Here is a 20760-nt window from a genome sequence, read left to right on the forward strand (position 1 = left end):
CGCCTTTAGCCGAGCAGCAGCATGGCGAGCGGCAGCACGGGCAGCAGTGCGTCGATGCGGTCGAGGACTCCGCCGTGGCCCGGCAGGAGGCCGCTCGAATCCTTCACGCCGGCCTGGCGCTTCAGCATCGACTCGAACAGATCGCCGATCACGCTGAACGCGACCAGCACGGTAAGTACGAAAAGCGCACGGCCGAGCCCGATCTGGGCGGCGAGCGCGGAATACAGCGTGGGTTCGAACGCGTGCAGCGCGATCGCCGCGCCCGACACCACCATCACGGCGGCCCAGCCGCCCACGGCACCTTCCCAGGTCTTGCCGGGGCTGATCGCAGGCGCAAGCTTATGCTTTCCGAATGCCTTACCCGCAAAGTATGCGCCGATATCGGCCAGCCAGACCACGAGCAAAAGGGACAAAACAAACGCCACGCCGGCCGTGCGCGCGGCCACGAGGGCATGCCAGCAAGCGGCGAACACGACGAGCCCGGCGGCCAGCAGGAAGGCGCGCCAGGCGCCGGCGGCGAGCACCGGCTTGCGCAGCAGCACGTAAGGGCCGGCGATGATCCAGAAGACGCCCGCCGCCTGAAAGAGCGGCCGGGGCTCGGGCAGGCGCGTGCTGATCGCCACGGCGGCCGCGGCGATCACGGCGTAGACGATCGAGCCGGCCGCGCCCGCCTTCAGGAGGCGCGCCCACTCCCACGCGGCGAACACGACCACGACGCCGATCAGCGCGCCGAACGCCGTCACCGGCGCGAACAGCGTGATCGGCAGCAGGACTGCCAGCAGGACGAGCGCCGTAATGACGCGGGTCTTCAGCATGAAAGCGAATCGGCGTTCTGGGCGACGACCTGCGCGCTCGTGCGGCCGAAGCGGCGCTCGCGCTCGGCATACGACGCAATGGCGCGGTTGAGCGCTTCGGCGTCGAAATCCGGCCAGAACGTGTCGGTGAAATAGAACTCGGCGTAGGCGAGTTGCCAGAGCAGGAAGTTGCTCACCCGCTGCTCGCCGCCCGTGCGGATGAAGAGGTCCGGTTCCGGTGCGTAGGCCATCGCCAGATGCTGGGACAGCGTGTCTTCGGTGACGGGAACCGGCTGCGCCGTGGCCGCGGCCTCCTCGACCAGCTTGCGCGTGGCCTGGAGGATGTCCCAGCGGCCGCCGTAGTTCGCGGCGATCGTGAGCGTGAGACGGGTGTTGCGCGCGGTCTTGGTTTCCGCGCGGCGAATCAGGTCCTGGATGCGCTCGTTGAACATCGACAGGTCGCCGACCACGCGCAGGCGAATGCCGTTCGCGTGCAGGCGCGCCACTTCGCGCTCGAGCGCGGTGACGAAAAGGCGCATGAGGAACGACACTTCGTCGGTCGGGCGGCGCCAGTTCTCGGAACTGAAGGCGAAGAGCGTGACGTATTCGACGCCGCGCGCCACGCACGCTTCGACGACCGAACGCACGGCGTCGACGCCGCGCGTGTGGCCCGCGACGCGCGGCAGGCGCCGCTGGGTTGCCCAACGGCCATTGCCGTCCATGATGATCGCGATGTGGCGCGGCACGGCCGCCACGTCGGGCACGCGAACGGTTGAGCTGGTATAGGTCATGGCCGTCGGACTGTAACTGCGATGAAAAGGGAAACCGCCGGAAATCTGGCGAATCGGGAAGCCCTGAGGCCTCAGACCGTCATGATCTCGGCTTCCTTCGTCTGCACGAGCTTGTCGATCTCGGTCACGAAGCGGTCCGTCAACTTCTGGACGTCGTCACTGCCACGGCGCTCGTCGTCTTCGGAAATTTCCTTGTCCTTCACGAGCTTCTTGAGCTGCTCGTTGGCGTCGCGACGCAGGTTGCGCACGGCCACCTTCGCCGTTTCACCTTCGTTCTTGACGACCTTCGTGAGCTCCTTGCGGCGCTCTTCGGTGAGCGCGGGCATCGGCACGCGGATCAGGTCGCCATGCGTAGCCGGGTTCAGGCCGAGATCCGACTCGCGGATCGCCTTTTCGATGACCGGCACCATCTTCTTTTCCCACGCCTGCACGCCGATCGTGCGCGCGTCGACGAGCGTGAGGTTCGCGACCTGCGAGATGGGCACGGGCGAGCCGTAGTAGTCGACCTGGATGTGGTCGAGCAAGCCGGTATGGGCGCGGCCCGTGCGGATTTTCGCCAGATCGCTCTTGAACGCTTCGATCGAGCGCTGCATTTTCTGCTCGGCGCCCTTCTTGATGTCAGCCACAGCCATTTTGATACCTCCGAACCTTCATAACGGAACGGGCCCGCCGGCGCGCTGATGGGCGGCGCGGCCCGTGTTCGAACCTCTCGTGAAACGAGAGTTTACACGTGGACGAGCGTACCTTCGTCTTCGCCCAGAACGATGCGCTTGAGGGCACCCGGCTTGACGATGGAAAAAACCCGGATCGGCAGCTTCTGGTCGCGGCACAGCGCGAACGCGGTGGCGTCCATCACCTGCAGGTTGCGGCCAATTGCCTCATCGAAGCTGATCGTCGAGTAGCGCGTGGCGGCCGGGTCCTTCTTCGGGTCGGCCGAGTAGACGCCGTCGACCTTGGTGGCCTTCAGCACGACTTCGGCGCCGACTTCCGAGCCGCGCAGCGCAGCAGCGGTGTCGGTGGTGAAGAACGGGTTGCCCGTGCCCGCGGCGAAGATCACGACCTTGCCTTCCTCGAGCTGACGAATCGCGCGCGGGCGGATGTACGGCTCGACGACCTGGTCCATGCGCAGCGCCGACTGCACGCGCGCCTCGATGCCCGCGTGACGCATGGCGTCCTGCAGCGCGAGCGCGTTCATCATCGTGGCCAGCATGCCCATGTAGTCGGCCGTCGCGCGGTCCATGCCGGCCGCGCCGCCCGCGACACCGCGGAAAATGTTGCCGCCGCCGATCACGACTGCGAGCTGGGTGCCCAGACGCACCACCTCGGCCACGTCCGCCACCATACGTTCGATCGTGGCGCGATTGATGCCAAAGGCATCATCGCCCATCAGGGCTTCGCCGGAAAGTTTGAGCAGGACGCGTTTATAGGCGGGTGTGGGCATGGAGGTATCCAGGATCGCGCGCAAAGGGCAATAACTTGAAACTGTAGGGGTGAAATACGGCTTCGGGCAAGCGCCGCCAGAAATAGCGAAGATTTCCGACGCCGCGCACGGCGGGGGACTGCCATGCGCGTCGCCGCTACGCTGCCCGCCGCGGCGGATTGCTCCGCCACGGCTTACAACTCAGCAGACTGCGGTGCTGCAACAACTGCGGTTGCCGCCCGCCGCGTCAGGCGCGGCGAGGCGGGCCGAGCCGTTTTTTATTGCTGCTTTGCAGCAGCGACTTGCGCGGCCACTTCGGCAGCGAAGTCGTCCTGGCGCTTCTCGATGCCTTCGCCCACCACGAAGAGGGCGAACTTCTGCACCGTCGTGCCGGCAGCCTTGAGCATCTGCTCGATCGTCTGCTTGTCGTTCTTCACGAACGGCTGGTTCAGCAGCGAGACTTCCTTCAGGTACTTCTGGACCGAACCTTCAACCATCTTCGCGACGATCTCAGCCGGCTTGCCCGATTCGGCGGCCTTCTGCTCGGCGATGCTGCGCTCCTTGGCGATCAGGTCGGCCGGCACGTCGTCCGACGACAGCGAGACCGGCTTCATCGCGGCGATGTGCATCGCGACGTCCTTGCCCACTTGCTCGTCCGCGCCCGTGTATTCGACCAGCACGCCGATGCGCGTGCCATGCAGGTACGCAGCGAGCTTGTTGGCGGTTTCGAAACGCGCGAAACGGCGGATCGAGAGGTTTTCGCCAATCTTGCCGACGAGTGCCGAACGCACTGCGTCAACCGTCGAGCCGTCGAGCGCCAGCGCCGACAGCGCGGCGACGTCAGCCGGGTTCTGCTTGACGACCAGCTCCGCGACCTTCTTCGAGAAACCGATGAAGTCGTCGTTCTTCGAAACGAAGTCGGTTTCGCAGTTCAGTTCGACGATCGCGCCGGCGCCGCCTTCGATGAACGAAGCGATCACGCCTTCAGCCGTGACACGCGAAGCGGCCTTGCTGGCCTTGTTGCCGAGCTTCACGCGCAGCAGTTCTTCGGCACGCGCCAGGTCGCCGTCGGCTTCCGTCAGCGCCTTCTTGCATTCCATCATCGGCGCATCGGTCTTCGCGCGCAGTTCTGCCACCATGCTTGCGGTAATTGCCGCCATCATTCGCTCCTTGAGTCTGTCTGGTACACGCCGCCCGCCTTTCGACGCGGCCGGCAGAAATTCGTTTCCGTCTGAGCCTGCGGTGAAACGCTTTTTTACAGCTGCTTCTACAGGGCTACGGTGCCGCTCATGTGACGCGGCGACGAAAGTCGCGGCTTAAAAAAAAGGGGCCTATGGAAAGCCCCCTTTTCTTGCCGGACACGGGGCAGCTTACGCCTCCGAATTGACCTCGACGAACTCGTCGTCGCCGTCGTTGCCGCGCACGGCTGCAACCACGTCGTTGACCGCGTTCGCACGGCCTTCGAGGATCGCGTCAGCCACGCCTTGCGTGTAGAGCGCAACGGCCTTGCTCGCGTCGTCGTTGCCCGGGATCACGTAATCGATGCCTTCCGGCGAGTGGTTCGTATCGACCACGGCGATCACGGGGATGCCCAGCTTGTTCGCTTCCGTCACGGCAATCTTGTGGTAGCCGACGTCGACCACGAAGATCGCGTCCGGAATGCCGCCCATGTCCTTCACGCCGCCGATCGACTTTTGCAGCTTGGCGATTTCGCGTTCGAACAGGAGCGCTTCCTTCTTGCTCATCTTCTCGAGCTCGCCCGCTTCCACGGCGGCTTCCATGTCCTTCAGGCGCTTGATCGAAACCTTCAGCGTCTTGAAGTTGGTCAGCATGCCGCCGAGCCAGCGCGCGTTCACGAACGGCATGCCAGCGCGCTGCGCTTCCTGGGCGATCGTGTCGCGCGATTGACGCTTCGTGCCGACGAACAGGATCGTGCCGCGGTTCGCTGCCAGCTGACGCACGTACTTCAGCGCGTCGTTGTACATCGGCAGCGTCTTTTCGAGGTTGATGATGTGAATCTTGTTGCGATGACCGAAGATGAAGGGGGCCATCTTCGGGTTCCAGAAGCGCGTTTGGTGACCGAAGTGGACACCGGCTTCCAGCATCTGGCGCATGGTAACTGCCATGTTTCAATTCTCCGCTAGGGTTTGGGTCTGAAGCCGGCTGCCGTATCGGTGCGCCCTCCCATTTCCGGAGATGGACGCGCCCGACACCCTGGGTGCGCCGGCTTGCGAGTGTGCTGCCTGAAGAAGATGCTTCCGAATGTTCTTCGCGCGCCCGCCAAAATCTGTTTTTGGCAAAGCGCTCCGCGGCAACGGCGGATCCAGTCGCCTGACCGACCTGGCCTGACCGACCTGACCACATCGACCTGGTCATATAGTTCGGCCTGCATAAATCCCGAAGATGAATTCGAAAGATATGGGAAGCGACTTAGCCAGCGAGTATAGCACGCAACCTGCCCCTTACTCAAGCCAGCTATTACCCGCGGAATACGGCGCATAAGACCGCGCATAAGCGCATGCCGGATTGCGAGCGCCTTCTCAAAAGTCAGCGACCGCAAGCATTAGGTGCGATAATTCAATATTCGACTGCATTTCCGGGCGCATACCATGGCCATTTCGATCAAGAACGAACAAGACATCGCGCAAATGCGCGTCGCCTGCCGGCTGGCGAGCGAGGTGCTCGATTACATCACGCCGTTCGTCACCGCGGGCGTGACGACGGGCGAACTCGACCGCCTGTGCCACGAATACATGACCAACGTGCAGGGCACGGTGCCCGCGCCGCTGAACTATCAGCCGCCGGGCTATCCGCCCTACCCGAAGGCGATCTGCACTTCCGTGAACGACGTGATCTGTCACGGTATTCCCGGCGACAAGGCGCTGAAGAACGGCGACGCGCTCAATATCGACATCACCGTCATCAAGGAAGGCTATTTCGGCGACACGAGCCGCATGTTCATCGTCGGCGAAGGCTCGATCCTCGCCAGGCGCCTCGTGCAGACCACTTATGAATGCATGTGGCTCGGCATCGACCAGGTGCGTCCCGGCGGCCATCTGGGCGATATCGGCCATGCCATTCAGCGCTACGCCGAAAGCCAGGGCTACAGCGTGGTGCGCGAATACTGCGGCCACGGCATCGGCACGGTGTTCCACGAGGACCCGCAGGTCCTGCACTACGGCCGCCCCGGCACCGGCATCGAACTCGTGCCCGGCATGATCTTCACCGTCGAGCCGATGATCAACGCCGGCCGCCGCGACATTCGCACCATGCCGGACCAGTGGACCGTCAAGACGAAGGACCGCAGTCTCTCGGCGCAGTGGGAGCACACGGTACTCGTGACCGAAACGGGCTACGAAGTGCTGACGGTCTCGGCGGGTACGCCCGCCAGGCCGGCCATCGTCGCGCAAATGGCGGGCACGGCGGCCTGACTGCCGGAAAAAGGCCGGGATGCGCTTCGTGGCGCGTTCCGGCGCAAAATAGACGCGATCGCAGAAGGCGGCCTGCGCCTCGGGCCCGTCCGTCAACGCGAGCGAGGCACGACATGCTGCCGGCGCCCGGCGCCCGGCGCGCGCAGCACGCAACACGCTGAGGCAGCCCGCAAGGCAGCCGACGCGCTAACTGACGAATCAACGCGGCCACCGGCCACCGCGAGGCCTGCCGCGCGCACGACCGGCCCCCTGCCCAACCACGCCAGACACGACCCGAGCCCATGAGCGTTCCCGCTGTCGCCGTTCCCGATACGTCGTCGCTGAAGTCCGACTACAAGGCCGCCAAGGCCCAGTTGCTCGAGCGTTTCAAGACCGCGACCAATGTCGACTCGCTGATGCGCGCCCTCGCCCGCACCACCGACGACACCTTGCGCCGCGCCTGGAACCTGTGCGAGCTGCCGGCCACGCTGGCGCTCGCGGCGGTGGGCGGCTTCGGGCGCGACGAGCTTGCGCCCTGGTCCGACGTCGATATCCTCGTGCTGCTGCCGGACGACGAGCCGCTCGCACCGCTCGAAGCACGCATCGAGCGGTTCATCGGCCTTGCGTGGGACCTCGGACTCGATATCGGCAGCAGCGTGCGCAGCGTCTCGCAATGCCTCGAAGAAGCCGCCAACGACGTCACCGTGCGCACGTCGCTCCTCGAGGCGCGCCGCATTACGGGCAGTGCGACGCTCTTCGGCGACTTCGCGCAGCGCTATCGCGACGCCATGGACCCGCGTGCGTTCTTCCAGGCGAAGGTGCTCGAAATGCGTCAGCGCCATGCGCGCTTCCAGGACACGCCCTATGCGCTCGAACCCAACGTCAAGGAAAGCCCCGGCGGCCTGCGCGACCTGCAGCTGATTCTCTGGATCACCGAAGCCGCCGCCTTCGGCAGCAGCTGGAAGGAGCTGGACCAGCGCGGTCTCATCACCGGGCGCGAAGCGCGCGAACTGCGCCGCAACGAGGCATTTCTCAAGGCGCTGCGCGCGCGCCTGCATGTGATCGCGGGCCGCCGCCAGGACATCCTCGTGTTCGACCTGCAGACGGCCGTGGCCGAAAGTTTCGGCTACAAGGCCAGCAGCGCGCGGCGTGCGAGCGAGCAGCTCATGCGCCGCTACTACTGGGCCGCGAAGGCGGTCACGCAGCTGTCCACCATCCTGATCCAGAATATCGAGGCGCAGCTCTTCCCGAGCACGAGCGGCATCACGCGCACGCTCTCCGGGCACTTCGTCGAGAAGCAGGGGATGCTGGAAATCGTCAGCGACGACGTGTTCGAACGCGAGCCGCACGCGATTCTCGAAGCGTTCCTGCTCTACGAGCAGGTGCCCGGCGTGAAGGGGCTGTCGGCGCGCACGCTGCGCGCGCTCTACAACGCGCGCGAGACCATGGATCAGCGCTGGCGCCGCGACCCGGAAAACCGCCGGCTCTTCATGGAGATCCTCAAGCAGCCGGCCGGCATCACGCACGCCATGCGGCTCATGAACCAGACGAGCGTACTCGGGCGCTATCTGTTGAACTTCCGCCGCATCGTCGGCCAGATGCAGCACGACCTGTATCACGTCTACACGGTCGATCAGCATATTCTGATGGTGCTGCGCAATATGCGCCGCTTCGCCGTGGCCGAGCATGCGCACGAGTATCCGTTCTGCAGCCAGCTCATCGCGAACTTCGAACGCCCGTGGGTGCTTTACGTCGCGGCGCTGTTCCACGACATCGCCAAGGGCCGCGGCGGGGACCATTCGCAGCTCGGCATGGCCGACGCGCGGCGCTTTTGCCGCGAGCACGACATCACGGGCGACGACGCGGATCTGGTCGTCTGGCTCGTCGAGCAGCACCTGACGATGAGCCAGGTCGCCCAGAAACAGGACATCACCGACCCCGAGGTCGTGAAGCGCTTCGCCGAGCTCGTCGGCACGGAGCGGCGTCTTTCGGCGCTCTACCTGCTGACGGTCGCCGATATCCGCGGCACAAGCCCGAAGGTCTGGAACAACTGGAAAGGCAAGCTGCTCGAAGACCTCTACCGCTCGACGCTCGCCGTGCTCGGCGGCGCCAAGCCCGACGCGCACTCGGAGCTCAAGACGCGCCAGGAGCTTGCGCTCGCGCTGCTGCGCCTCGAGACGGTGCCGGAGCACGCGCACCGCGCGCTCTGGGACAAGCTCGATGTCGGCTACTTCCTGCGCCACGACGCCGCCGACATCGCGTGGCAAACGCGCGTGCTCTATCGGCACGTCGAGGCGTCGGAGCCCGTCGTGCGGGCCCGCCCATCGCCGATCGGCGAGGCGCTGCAGGTGCTCGTCTACGCGCAGGACCGCCCCGACCTCTTCGCGACCATGTGCGCGTACTTCGATCGCAGCGGCCTGTCCGTGCTCGACGCGCGCGTGAGCACCACTCGCCACGGCTACGCGCTCGATAACTTCATCGTCGCCCAAACCGAGGGCGACGTGCATTACCGCGATATCGCGAACCTCGTCGAGCAGGAACTCGCGGCGCGCCTGAAGGCGACGGGCAATGCGCTGCCCGAGCCGTCGAAGGGCCGTCTCTCACGCCTGTCGCGGACCTTCCCGGTAACGCCGCGCGTCGACCTGCGGGCCGACGAGCGCGGCCAATACTACATCCTGTCCGTGTCGGCGAACGACCGGCCGGGCCTTCTCTATTCCATCGCGCGCGTGCTCGCGGAGCATCATGTCGGCGTCCATGCGGCGCGGATCAATACGCTCGGCGAACGCGTGGAAGACGTGTTTCTGCTCGACGGTTCGGGGCTCTCCGACAACCGCCGGCAGATTCACGTCGAAACCGAATTGCTGCGCGCGATCGCAGTGTGAATGACCCAAGCGAAATACCCAGATCCATGCGAGCCAAACTGACAGCCAAACATCCGCGCCCGACCACTCCGGAACGCGCCCCCGTCCGCCGCGGCAGCACGACCGCGCGCAAGCCGGCGCGGCCGGCAGAGGCGAGGCCAGTGGACGCTCGGCCGGCATCGGCTGCAAAGAAGACCTCGACGGGCAAGCCTGCGCGCGCCTCAGCCGAGCGCGCGACGCCTCGCGCTGGCGAGACGCGCCCGGGCGAGCGCCCGGCACGGCCAGCCGTGGCGCGTGAGCGCGACGGTTCGAGCCGTCCAGCGCGGCCTGGCCGCGAAGGCGGCTTCGGCGATGAGCGCCGGCCCGCCCGTCGCTCAGGCGATGAGACGCGTGGATTTGCGCGCGGTCGCGATGAAGGTGGCGAACGCCCATTCGCACGGCGCTCCGAAGGCGATGACCGCCGCCCTCCGCGCAGCCGCGAAGAAGGTGGCGGCCGGCCTTATGCGCGACGCTCCGAAGGCGATGACCGCCGCCCTCCCCGCAGCCGCGAAGAAGGTGGCGCCCGGCCTTACGCGCGACGCACCGAAGGCGACGACCGCCGACCGCCGCGCGGCCGCGAAGAAGGTAATGCGCGTCCCTTTGCGCGGCGCTCCGAAGGCGACGACCCCCGAACGCCGCGCAGCCGGGAAGAAGGTGGCGAGCGTCGCTTCGAGCGACGCTTCGAAGGCGATGACCGCCGCCCTCCTCGCAGCCGTGAAGAAGGCGGCGCCCGGCCTTACGCGCGACGTGCCGAAGGCGACGATCGCCGACCGCCGCGCGCCCGTGAAGAAGGCGGCGCCCGGCCTTACGCGCGACGCGCCGAAGGCGACGATCGCCGCCCGCCGCGCGCCCGTGAAGAAGGCGGCGCCCGGCCTTACGCGCGACGCGCCGAAGGCGATGATCGCCGCCCGCCGCGTACCCGTGAAGAAGGTGGCGAGCGTCGCTTCGAACGGCGCACCGAAAGCGACGATCGCCGTTTGCCGCGAAGCCGCGGCGAAGCTGGCGAGGGTCGCTTCGCGCGCCGCACGGACAGTGACGAGCGCCGCCCCGCACGCGCCCGCGACGAGAGAACGGAGCGCAGTTTCGCGCGCCCGGTGAAATCCGTCTCGCGCGACGACCGTGAAAGCGCCGCGCCGCGCGTACGCCGCAGCGTCGAAGAAAACGGAGGCGCCCGCAAGTCGGCCCGCCCCGTCAAGTCGGCCGAAAAGCCCCCGCGGCACACCGACGCCGCCGAATCTGCACCGCGCCGCACGCCGCGGGTGGAAGTCGACGGCGACAACACCCTGCGCCTGTCCAAGCGCATGTCCGAACTGGGCCTGTGCTCGCGCCGCGAAGCCGACGAATGGATCGAAAAAGGCTGGGTGTATGTGGACGGCGAAGTCGTCGACACGCTCGGCGCCAAGGTCACGCCGAATCAGCGTATCGAAGTCGATCCGGCGGCACTCGCCGCGCAGGCGCGCCAGGTGACGATCCTGCTGCACAAGCCCGTGGGCTACGTGTCGGGCCAGGCCGAGGACGGCTACGAGCCCGCCGCCACGCTCATCACCGGCGAGAATCATTGGGACGGCGACCACTCGGGCATCCGCTTCTCGGCGAAGCATCTGCGCACGCTGGCGCCGGCTGGCCGGCTCGACATCGACTCGACTGGCCTGCTCGTACTGACCCAGGACGGTCGCGTGGCCAAGCAGTTGATCGGCGAAAGCTCGGACATCGACAAGGAATACCTCGTGCGCGTCACCTACAACGACATCGAGACCGAAATCGACCAGCACTTCCCGCCCGAGTTGCTCGCGCGGCTGCGCCACGGGCTGTCGCTCGACGACGTGCCGCTCAAGCCCGCCCAGGTGAGCTGGCAAAACGGCGAGCAGTTGCGATTCGTGCTGCGCGAAGGCAAGAAGCGCCAGATCCGCCGCATGTGCGAACTGGTCGGCCTCAAGGTGGTGGGCCTCAAGCGTGTGCGCATGGGCCGCGTGCTGCTCGGCGCGCTGCCGCAGGGCCAATGGCGTTATCTGGCCGCCGACGAAGCGTTCTAAAGCCACATCCGGCCACATCGGCGCCTGGCGCCGCGCCGAATGAAAACGGGGGCCATCTGGCTCCCGTTTTTCTTGATGCTTCGATCTTCAGTCGTCGCTGTTCGGGTCGAGTTCCGGAAACAGAACGTCGGTAAAGCCGAACTTCGAGAAGTCGGTAATGCGCATGGGGTACAGCTTGCCGATGAGGTGATCGCATTCGTGCTGGACGACGCGCGCGTGGAAGCCCTCGGCCACCCGCTCGATGGGCGTGCCGTACTGATCGAAGCCGTTGTAGCGGATCATCGAGTAGCGGCTCACCGCGCCGCGCATGCCCGGCACCGAAAGACACCCCTCCCAGCCCTCTTCCATGTCGTGCGAGAGCGGATGGATGACCGGGTTGATGAGCACCGTTTGCGGCACGGCCGGCGCTTCGGGATAACGCTCGTTCTGTTCGAAACCGAAGATCACCACCTGCAGATCGACGCCGATCTGCGGGGCAGCCAGCCCCGCGCCGTTCGCCGCGTGCATGGTGTCGAACATATCGGCGATGAGTTCGTGCAGTTCGGGCGTATCGAAATGATCGACGGGCCTGGCAATGCTGAGCAGGCGCGGATCGCCCATCCTGAGAATTTCGCGAATCATGTCGTTTGCCCCTCCAGGAGCTTGCGCATTCCTTCTTCGTCGAGCACCGGCACGCCGAGTTCCTCGGCTTTTGCGAGCTTGCTGCCCGCGTCGGCGCCCGCCACCACGTAATCGGTCTTCTTCGACACCGAGCCGGCGACCTTCGCACCGGCCGCCTCCAGCCTCTCCTTCGCCTCGTCGCGCGAGAGCGTGGGCAGCGTGCCGGTGAGCACCACCGTCTTGCCGGCCAGCACGCCCACCGGCGCCTTCGGCGCGGGCGGACCTTCCGCCCATGTTACTTTGCCAGGCGCGCGCAGTTGCTCGATCACCGTGCGGTTATGCGCTTCCATAAAAAACTCGTGGATCGCGAGCGCGACGATAGGGCCCACATCATTGACTTCGAGCAATTCCTCGACCGACGCGTTCATGATTGGATCGAGCGAGCCGAAGTGCCTGGCAAGATCCTTGGCCGTCGATTCGCCCACGTGCCGGATACCGAGCGCGTAGATGAAGCGCGCAAGCGTCGTGGATTTGGCCTTCTCGAGCGAGTCGAGCAGGTTCTGCGCCGACTTGTCCGCCATGCGATCGAGCTGCGCGAGCGTGCCGAAGCCGAGATTGAAGAGATCGGCGGGCGTGCGCACGAGGTTCTGGTCGACCAGCTGGTCGATGATCTTCTCGCCCAGGCCGTCGATATCGAGCGCACGGCGCTGGGCGAAGTGCCAAAGCGCCTGCTTGCGCTGGGCCGGACAGAACAGACCGCCCGTGCAGCGTGCGATTGCCTCGTCGGGCAGCCGTTCGATGCGCGATCCGCAGACCGGGCACTCGGTCGGCATCACGAACTCGTGGGCGTTGGCCGGACGGCGGTCCATGAGCGCACTGACCACCTCGGGAATCACGTCGCCGGCGCGCCGCACGATCACCGTGTCGCCGATGCGGATGTCCTTGCGCCGCACTTCGTCTTCGTTGTGCAGCGTGGCGTTGGTCACCGTCGCGCCGCCGACGAACACCGGCTCGAGCCGCGCCACCGGCGTAATCGCGCCCGTGCGGCCCACCTGGACGTCGATGGCCAGCAGCTTCGTGAGCGCTTCCTGGGCCGGGAACTTGTGCGCGAGCGCAAAGCGCGGCGCACGCGAGACGAAGCCGAGCGCGTCCTGCTCGTCGCGGCGGTTCACCTTGTAGACCACGCCGTCGATGTCGTATGGCAGGCCATCGCGTTTCTCGCCCACGGCGCGGAAAAAGTCCAGCAGACCTTGCGCACCCTTCACGACCGCTCGCTCGGCATTGACCGGCAGGCCCATCTCCGCGTACCAGTCGAGCAGTTCGCTATGGGTGGCCGGCATCGGTTCGCCCTCGAGCACGCCGATGCCGTAAGCGAAAAACGAGAGCGGCCGCTGCGCCGTGATTCTCGGATCCAGCTGGCGCAGGCTGCCCGCCGCCGCGTTGCGCGGGTTAGCGAATTCCTTGTGGCCGGCCTCACGCTGACGCTGGTTCATGCGCTCGAAGTCGCGGCGGAACATCAGCACCTCGCCGCGCACGTCGAGCACCTTCGGCACGTGCTTACCCTTCAGCCGCAATGGCAGCGAGCGGATCGTGCGCACGTTCTCCGTGACGTTTTCGCCCGTCGCGCCGTCGCCGCGCGTGGACGCCTGGACGAACACCCCGTCGACATAGCGCAGCGAGATGGCCAGGCCGTCGAACTTCAGTTCAACGGCGTATTCGACCGCGCCGACTCCGGCACCCTCGATCTTGCCGAGCGCATCGGCCACGCGCTTGTCGAACGCCACGATGTCCTCGTCGGCGAAGCCGTTGTTGAGTGACAGCATCGGCACGTCGTGGACCACGGGCTCGAAGCCCCCGGCGACTTCGCCACCCACACGCTGAGTGGGCGAATCGGGAGTGATGAGCTCGGGATGCGCGGCCTCGATCTGCTGAAGTTCGCCGAACAGCTTGTCGTATTCCGCGTCGGGCAGCTCCGGCTGGTCGAGCACGTAGTAGGCGTGATTCGCACGCTCGAGTTCGGCGCGCAACCACACCGCGCGCTGCGCAGCGGTAGCTTCTTCGGGAGGACGGGCGGGAGTACGGACCATGCCTTGGGCAACTCGCTGTTGGGTTGATTTCGGACGTCAGATTATCTCAGGAAGCGGCGCGTGTCGCATCGGCTGAACGGCCAACTTCGGACCATCTTCGTGCGCCGCCGAACGGGCCTCGGCGAGGTCCTGGCCGAACGGCCAACGCTGCGACGGCCGCATTGACGCCCAAATCCAGTCATGCGGACCTGAGCGCACTGCAACACGCGTGCCGGCGTCCTCCATGCCGCATCGCCAGCACGCAAAAAAGGCGCGGCGCCTTTGCGGCGTCGCGCCTCGTCTGTTGGCCGCGTGCAGGCCTTGGGCGTTACTGGCTGAACAGTCGCCGCGTGGCCGGCGAGCCGGCCGGAATGCCGGCCTGCTCCAGCTTCGCATACAGCGTCATGAGTTGCTTGTCGATCGACTGCAACACCGATTCCGGCAGCGGCCGGCGCTGGTCGTCGACCACGCGCCCGCCAATGCGCTCGGCGAGCGACTTCGCGTAGTCGCACATCAGGCGGAACGGCAGGATGTCTTCGTCGGCCACGGGCACGTCGAGGATCAGCGTAATCAGTTCGCCGCCCTTGTACGTGAGATCGTCGCGCAGGAAGTTGGTGTCGCCGAACTGCAGCATGAAAACCGGGCTCTGCTTCGCGTCGAGCTTCACGAAACGCGTACCGTCACGCGAAAGCAGCAAGCCGTCCTGCGCAGCCACCGCCTGCACGTAGTTTGCCGACCACGGCGCGCCGTCCGACATCACGTTCACGGAAAGCTGTGCGTCGCATTGCGCCGCGAAGCCGTCCAGTTCGCGCGCCATGGCGACCGTCTCCATCATGTCCGGGAACTCGGGCGCGGCGTCGAGCGCGTCGGCAAACTGCTGCACGCCGGTCACGAATTCCGAGAACTCGAGCTCGTTGAGCGGGCCGTTGCGATTCGCGAGCTGCGCCGCCGCGCGCAGTTCCTCGTAGCGCACGCCGCTTTGGAGCAGCTCCCAACCGTCGCCGCCTTCGGGTTTGCCTTCGATGTGAACCGGCTTGCTGCCCGCGCGGCGCAGCCGCTGCGCAAACGGAATCACCCGCTCGCCCGCCACCGCTGCGCCCAGCCGGATCGGCACGATACAGTCGATGCGGCGGTCAACCACGGCGGGCGGGGCCGACGAGATCGTCGTGGCGGCCGGCATGACCGGCTCGATGCGCTCGGCTTCGTCGGCGTCGTCCTTCACGGATTGCGGGGCAGCCGCACTCGCAGCCGGCGCCTTGTCGGCATCCTCGTGCACACCGGATTCAGCTTCGGGAAAGCCGTTGGGTGTCGTCGTTTCGGCCTGGATGTCGGCCGGCGTGTCGAGCGGCGCCGCGGTCCCGAAACCCGGCTCCACGCGCCCGGCTTCCGCGCTGCCCGCGAGCGACGGCTCGCGGCGCGACGATGCATGCGCCGGTGCGATGAACGGGCCCGGCTCCTGGAACTCGTCGCGCTGCGTCGCTTCGACTGCCTCTTCGGGCATTGGGCGCGGCATGCGCCGGCGCACCCTCGCACCCTGCCACGCGTTGTACACCACCACGCCCCCGACTACCACGGCGCCCGCGCCGATCAACCCGAGAGTCAACTCGTCCATGCATGCTCCATCAGCAATTCTTTTTCGACGGCGCGCTCATTGCGCGCGCCGCTTCTCCGGCAAGCGCATTGCGCGCCGCGGCCGCCTCACCGACGGCGCCGCCGGCCACGCAACGCGTGCCGTCCGTTAGACCGAATTCTGGGCAAAACCCGCCGCAGTTTCCATGTCGACCGCGACGATGCGCGAAACGCCTTGCTCCTGCATCGTCACGCCAATGAGCTGCTGTGCCATCTCCATGGCGATCTTGTTGTGCGAAATGAACAGGAACTGTGTTTTGTCCGACATCGCGCGAACAAGGTTCGCGAAACGCTCGGTGTTCGCGTCGTCGAGCGGCGCGTCCACTTCGTCGAGCAGACAGAACGGCGCCGGGTTGAGCTGGAACATCGCGAACACGAGGGCCGTGGCCGTGAGCGCTTTCTCGCCGCCCGACAGCAGGTGGATCGTCGAATTCTTCTTGCCGGGCGGCTGCGCCATCACCTGCACGCCCGCGTCGAGAATCTCGTCGCCGGTCATGATGAGCTTCGCCTGGCCGCCGCCGAACAGGCGCGGGAACAGCTCGCCGAAATGACGGTTCACTTCGTCGAACGTGCCCTGCAGCAGCGTGCGCGTTTCCTGGTCGATCTTGCGGATGGCGTCTTCGAGCGTTTCGATCGCGCTCGTGAGGTCCGCCGACTGCGCGTCGAGGAAGGTCTTGCGCTCCTTCGCCGCGGCCAGTTCGTCGAGCGCGGCCATGTTCACGGGTCCGAGCGCCGCGATCGCGTTGTTGATGCGCGTGACTTCGCCTTGCAGGTACGACGGCTTCATATCCGCCGTGAGCTTTTCCTGCAGCGCGGCCTCGTCGACGCCCGCGGCCTGCAGTTGCTCGACGAACTGCTCGCCATTCAGCCGCGCGGCCTGTTCCTTCAGCTGAAGCTCGGTGATGCGCTCGCGCAGCGGCTGCAGCGCGCGCTCCGCGGCGAGGCGTGTTTCGTCGGCGGCGCGCAGCTTCGCCGTCAGGTCGTCGAGTTCGGCGCGCGCGGCGCGCAGCGTGTCTTCCTTCTGGGCGCGGATTTCCAGCGCATCCTGCAGGCCCGTGTGTGCGGTCTGCTCGTTGATCGTTTCCAGTTCGGCGCGCGCGTCTTCCAGCGACGCGGCCACGCGTTCGCCCTGATCGTGCGCGACCTGAATGTTGCGCCTGAATTCTTCGATGCGGTTCGCCATGTTGCGCGCGGCAAAGCGCGCGTCGGCCGCCGCGCGCTCGAGGTCGCGCGCCTCATTGCGCGCCGCGCCGAGTTCCTCGTCGAGCGCCTCGAAGGCGAGCTGGTTGTCCTCGAAGCGGGCCTGCAGCTCGGCGAGCTCCCCATCATGGCGCTCGAAGTTCGCTTCCGACTCCGCGCGCAACGCGCGCTGCTCTTCGATCTGCGTGCGGATCTCGTCGAGCTCTTCGCGGATCTGCGTACTGCGCGCGGTGTAGCGCTCATGCGCCTGGGTCAGCTTCAGCACGTCCATCTGCAGCGCGTGCACGCGCTGGGTCGCGCGCTCGGCCTGCTGACGCATATCCGTGAGCACCTGGGCGGCTTGCGTGTGCGCCGCTTCCGCGCGCACGACTGCCGTGCGTGCCTCGTCGGCGAGCAATGCTTGAGCGCGCACCTGGCGCTCGAGATTCCCGATTTCCTGCTGACGTGCGAGCATGCCGGCCTGCTCGGTGTCGGCGGCGTACAGCTGCACGCCCACGCGCGTTACCACGTGACCCGCCTTCACGACGAACGCACCGCTGCCCGGCAGTTGCGCGCGCTGGGCGAGCGCCTCGGCGAGGTCGTTGGCGACGTAGGTCGAGCCGAGCCATTCGGTGAGCACCGCGCGCAAGCCCGCATCGTCGATACGCACGAGCGAGAGCAGCGGCGTGAGGCCTGCCACTGCAGCGCTCGCCTGACCCGCGGCCGGCGGCGAGTAGAACGCAAGCTTCGCAGGCGGAGCGTCGCTCGCGAATGCCTTCACCCAGTCGAGGTTCGACACCTCGAGCGCGGCGAGCCGCTCGCGCAGCACCGATTCGAGCGCCGTTTCCCAACCCGCTTCGACATGCAGCTTCTTCCAGAGGCGCGGCAACGCACCCAGTTCGTGACGTTCGAGCCAAGGCTGGATCTTGCCTTCCGTCTGCACGTTTTCCTGCAACTGCTTGAGTGCGGCGAGACGGGCTTCGAACTGGTGGATCTGCGCATTTTCCGCCTGCACGCGCTCGTGCGCGGCGCGGCGCTGCGCGTCGAGGCGCGGCACCGTTTCCTGCGCGTCGGCGAGGCGCGCCTGCGCTTCGTGCAGGACTTCCTCCTGCTCGGCCAGCTGCATGCGCAACTCTTCGAGTTGAGCTTCGTCCGGTGCGTCGAGGCCGCCTTCCTCCGACTTCAGACGCTCGTGGCGCTGCTGAAGCTGCTGCAGCATCTGATCGGCGTTGCGCTGATGCGCGGCTTCGAGCTTGATGGCCTGCTCGGTGCGCGCGATGCCCGCGCGCTCGTCGTTCAATTGCCCCTGGGCATCGCGCCAGCGGTTTTCGAGCGTGGGCAGCGCTTCCTGCTTCGCCGCCGCCTCTTCCTCGGCCAGCGCCGCCTTTTCCTCGGCGACCGCCAGTTGCTCTTCGGCGTCTTCGATATCGTCCTGCGCCTTCTGCGCCTGGACTTGCCATTGCTCGCGCTGCGCCGTGAGCGCCGCGATCTGCGCCTGCACGCGGTTGCGCGACTCGACGATGAACTTGATCTCGGCTTCGAGGCGGCTCACCTCGGCGTTCGCTTCGTAAAGCGCGCCCTGCGCGCCCTGCATGGCGTCGCTTGCTGAGTAGTGGGCCACGCGCAGCGTTTCGAGCTGCGCTTCCACTTCGCGCAGCTGCGCGGTATGGCGCTCCAGGTCGATCTGTGCCTGCTCGATCGCGCGCTGCTGGCGTTGCTGCTCGCCCGCTGCCTCGTTCTTGCGCAGAAGCCACAGAAGGCGCTGCTTTTCCTCGCCCTCGGATTGCAGTTCGCGGAATTTCGTGGCGACGACCGCCTGGCCTTCGAGCTTTTCGAGGTTGCTGGACAGCTCGCGCACGATGTCTTCGACACGCGTAAGGTTCTCGCGCGTGTCATGCAGGCGGTTCTCGGTCTCGCGGCGGCGTTCCTTGTATTTCGAAACGCCCGCGGCTTCTTCGAGGAACACGCGCAGCTCTTCGGGCTTTGCCTCGATGATCCGCGCGATCATGCCCTGCCCGATGATCGCGTAGGCGCGCGGGCCGAGGCCCGTCCCCAGGAAAATGTCCTGGATATCGCGCCGGCGCGCCGGCAGGTTGTTGATGTAGTAGCTCGACGTGCCGTCGCGCGTGAGCACGCGCTTCACGGCGATCTCGGCATACTGGCCCCACTGGCCGGCGGCGCGGCCGTCCGCGTTGTCGAACACCAGTTCGACGCTCGCGCGGCTGCCCGGCTTGCGCGCGGTGGAACCGTTGAAGATGACGTCCTGCATCGACTCGCCGCGCAGCTCGGACGCCCGGGACTCACCCAGCACCCAGCGCACCGCGTCGATGATGTTGGATTTCCCACAGCCGTTTGGCCCGACCACCCCGACGAGTTGGCCCGGAACCTGGAAATGCGTGGGATCGACGAATGATTTGAAGCCAGCGAGTTTAATCGAGGTCAGACGCACGGCGATATCGCTGTTTGAATAGTGGTGAACGGGACCGCCCGCGCCATATGTCTCTCTCCGCCGCGCGCCACGTATCGATCGCGCGACGGCGGAGTGCGCACTGGCAGCCGCCACGGCTCGCCGTACGAACGCGCATGCGCGCGTGCGGCCGGCGGGAATCAGCGGCAATCATACCATCGCGCGCGCGCCATTCCGCGCGCGGGAAGGCCCTGGGCCCGTGCCGCCGCCTGCGCTGCCGCCGCCGTTGCTATCGCCGCCGCCGGGGCCGCTGCTGTCGGCGTCGTCCGCATCGTCGGTGCGGCTGGTGTCGGCGTGGGTCATGACGCTCGCGTCGGCGCTCGCGTGTGTGCCGCCCTTGCGCGCGTCCTGCGCCCGGTGCACCCAGCTCGACAGCAGGGAAGCAAGCACGATGCACGCGCCGCCCGCCCATTCGCGCGGGCCCGGCGTCTCGCCGGCGAAGAGCCACGACGTGAGCGCCGTCACGACGATCTCGAACAGCATGATGATCGAAGCGCGGTTCGCCGGCACCCGGGCAAGTCCGTACTGAACGAGCATGTTGTTGGTGCCGAGCACGATGCCGAGCGCGAGCACGAGCAGCACGACGCGCGCGAGGTGCTCGCCGGCCGGCGCAGCCGTCATCGGCTCGAAACAGGAGGTCAGCGCGCCGAATAGCGCCGCGCCCGCGAAGATCACGGCGGTGCGCATCTCCGGCTTCATGTGCGGCAGCACGCGGCTCGTCTTCACGACGAGGACGTTGCTCATCGCGAAACCCATGCCGCCGATCAGCCCCGCCCATTCGGCCGCGCTGGCGGGCAGCGGCACGCCGAGCCGCGGCGACCAGAGCATCAGCACCGCGCCCAGCAGCGAAAGCGCCGCAAGCGCGCCGCCCGCCCAGTTCAGGCGCTCGTGCAGGATGAAGTGCGCGAAGATCGCCGTCCACGCCGGGGTCAGATAAAAGAGCAGCAGTACGCGCATCACTTCGCCGTGGATCGCGCCCCACACGAACCCGACGTTGGTCACGCCCGCGGCGAGTCCGAGCATCGGCAGCACCCAGTGCCAGCGCACGCTCGCGAGCGAGCGCCAGCGCAGCACCAGCACGAAGAGGCAGCCGGCCGCGCTCGTTGCGGCGCTGGAGGCCGTGCCGGTGAGCCCGGCGGCCGCCAGCATGCGCAGCGGATACCAGACAAAACCCCAGACGGACGCGCCAATCATGATGGCGAGCGTCGGCCAGGCGGCGCGCAAGCTCGTGCCCTGGCTCATGGCTCGCGCCTGCCTTGGCGCTGCAACGCGTTCGCGGCACACGGGTCGTGGCCCGAAACGCCGTTCGAAGATTTCATGCTTTTCCTTTATTTCGTCGCCCGGCAAGCACCGGCGGCGAGCGCGCGGGATCCGGCCGGCGCCCGCAGCGGCGGCGGCGCCACGCTATAATCGACCGCTTGCAGCCGCAACGCCGCGCCGCGCGTCCGTGGTTTTCGCCCAGCGCGGTGCA

Annotated in this window: 14 protein-coding genes; 3 read left to right on the plus strand and 11 right to left on the minus strand. The window is 66.8% G+C overall.

Going from position 1 to position 20760, the window contains the following annotated elements; all coding sequences use genetic code 11:
* Nucleotides 1–5 precede the first annotated feature (5 nt).
* The 6 genes from BHE01S_RS16625 to rpsB all read right to left on the minus strand — a co-directional run bounded on the left by BHE01S_RS16625 (nt 6) and on the right by rpsB (nt 5131).
* Entirely contained in the window at nt 6–815 is an 810-nt protein-coding gene (locus BHE01S_RS16625) for a phosphatidate cytidylyltransferase (RefSeq protein WP_042265800.1), read from the minus strand.
* On the minus strand, nt 809–1585 hold the full coding sequence (locus tag BHE01S_RS16630) for an isoprenyl transferase (protein WP_042265801.1): 777 nt from the start codon (nt 1583–1585) through the stop codon (nt 809–811). The genes BHE01S_RS16625 and BHE01S_RS16630 overlap by 7 nt, the downstream gene beginning before the upstream one ends.
* Before the next feature lie 71 nt (nt 1586–1656).
* A complete protein-coding gene (frr, locus tag BHE01S_RS16635; protein WP_042265803.1) occupies nt 1657–2217 on the minus strand; it encodes a ribosome recycling factor in 561 nt (186 codons plus the stop codon).
* A 92-nt stretch (nt 2218–2309) separates the two neighbouring features.
* A complete protein-coding gene (pyrH, locus tag BHE01S_RS16640) occupies nt 2310–3026 on the minus strand; it encodes a UMP kinase (protein WP_042265870.1) in 717 nt (238 codons plus the stop codon).
* Nucleotides 3027–3283: 257 nt separating this feature from the next.
* Nucleotides 3284–4165 (minus strand): translation elongation factor Ts, encoded by an 882-nt coding sequence (tsf, locus tag BHE01S_RS16645; protein ID WP_042265805.1) that lies wholly within the window; start codon nt 4163–4165, stop codon nt 3284–3286.
* 210 nt (nt 4166–4375) lie between these two features.
* A complete protein-coding gene (rpsB, locus tag BHE01S_RS16650; RefSeq protein WP_042265807.1) occupies nt 4376–5131 on the minus strand; it encodes a 30S ribosomal protein S2 in 756 nt (251 codons plus the stop codon).
* Between the two features lie 483 nt (nt 5132–5614).
* Between rpsB and map the strand changes: the two genes are divergently transcribed.
* The 3 genes from map (at nt 5615) to BHE01S_RS39870 (ending at nt 11348) form a co-directional block, all read left to right on the plus strand.
* The gene (gene map, locus BHE01S_RS16655; RefSeq protein WP_042265808.1) at nt 5615–6436 is read left to right on the plus strand and encodes a type I methionyl aminopeptidase; all 822 of its coding nucleotides are present in this window, start codon (nt 5615–5617) and stop codon (nt 6434–6436) included.
* A gap of 281 nt (nt 6437–6717) precedes the next feature.
* On the plus strand, nt 6718–9297 hold the full coding sequence (locus BHE01S_RS16660; protein ID WP_042265809.1) for a [protein-PII] uridylyltransferase: 2580 nt from the start codon (nt 6718–6720) through the stop codon (nt 9295–9297).
* Nucleotides 9298–9563: 266 nt separating this feature from the next.
* On the plus strand, nt 9564–11348 hold the full coding sequence (locus BHE01S_RS39870; RefSeq protein ID WP_407669527.1) for a pseudouridine synthase: 1785 nt from the start codon (nt 9564–9566) through the stop codon (nt 11346–11348).
* Nucleotides 11349–11435: 87 nt separating this feature from the next.
* Here the strand turns inward: BHE01S_RS39870 and def are convergent, their stop codons facing one another.
* The 5 genes from def to BHE01S_RS16700 form a co-directional block, all read right to left on the minus strand.
* Nucleotides 11436–11969: a peptide deformylase gene (def, locus tag BHE01S_RS16675; protein ID WP_042265810.1), complete on the minus strand. Its 534-nt coding sequence runs from the start codon at nt 11967–11969 to the stop codon at nt 11436–11438.
* Nucleotides 11966–14035 (minus strand): NAD-dependent DNA ligase LigA, encoded by a 2070-nt coding sequence (ligA, locus tag BHE01S_RS16680; protein ID WP_042265812.1) that lies wholly within the window; start codon nt 14033–14035, stop codon nt 11966–11968. Before ligA ends, def begins: the two co-directional genes overlap by 4 nt.
* Before the next feature lie 307 nt (nt 14036–14342).
* Complete coding sequence (locus BHE01S_RS16690) at nt 14343–15626, minus strand: cell division protein ZipA C-terminal FtsZ-binding domain-containing protein (RefSeq protein WP_042265815.1); 1284 nt, start codon at nt 15624–15626, stop codon at nt 14343–14345.
* Nucleotides 15627–15752: 126 nt separating this feature from the next.
* Nucleotides 15753–19271, minus strand: a complete 3519-nt coding sequence (gene smc / locus BHE01S_RS16695; protein WP_042265816.1) for a chromosome segregation protein SMC — start codon at nt 19269–19271, stop codon at nt 15753–15755.
* Nucleotides 19272–19439: 168 nt separating this feature from the next.
* A complete protein-coding gene (locus BHE01S_RS16700) occupies nt 19440–20531 on the minus strand; it encodes a DMT family transporter (protein ID WP_084068926.1) in 1092 nt (363 codons plus the stop codon).
* Nucleotides 20532–20760: the final 229 nt, after the last annotated feature.

It is taken from the genome of Paraburkholderia heleia NBRC 101817, assembly GCF_000739775.1.
Classification (GTDB): Bacteria; Pseudomonadota; Gammaproteobacteria; order Burkholderiales; family Burkholderiaceae; genus Paraburkholderia; species Paraburkholderia heleia.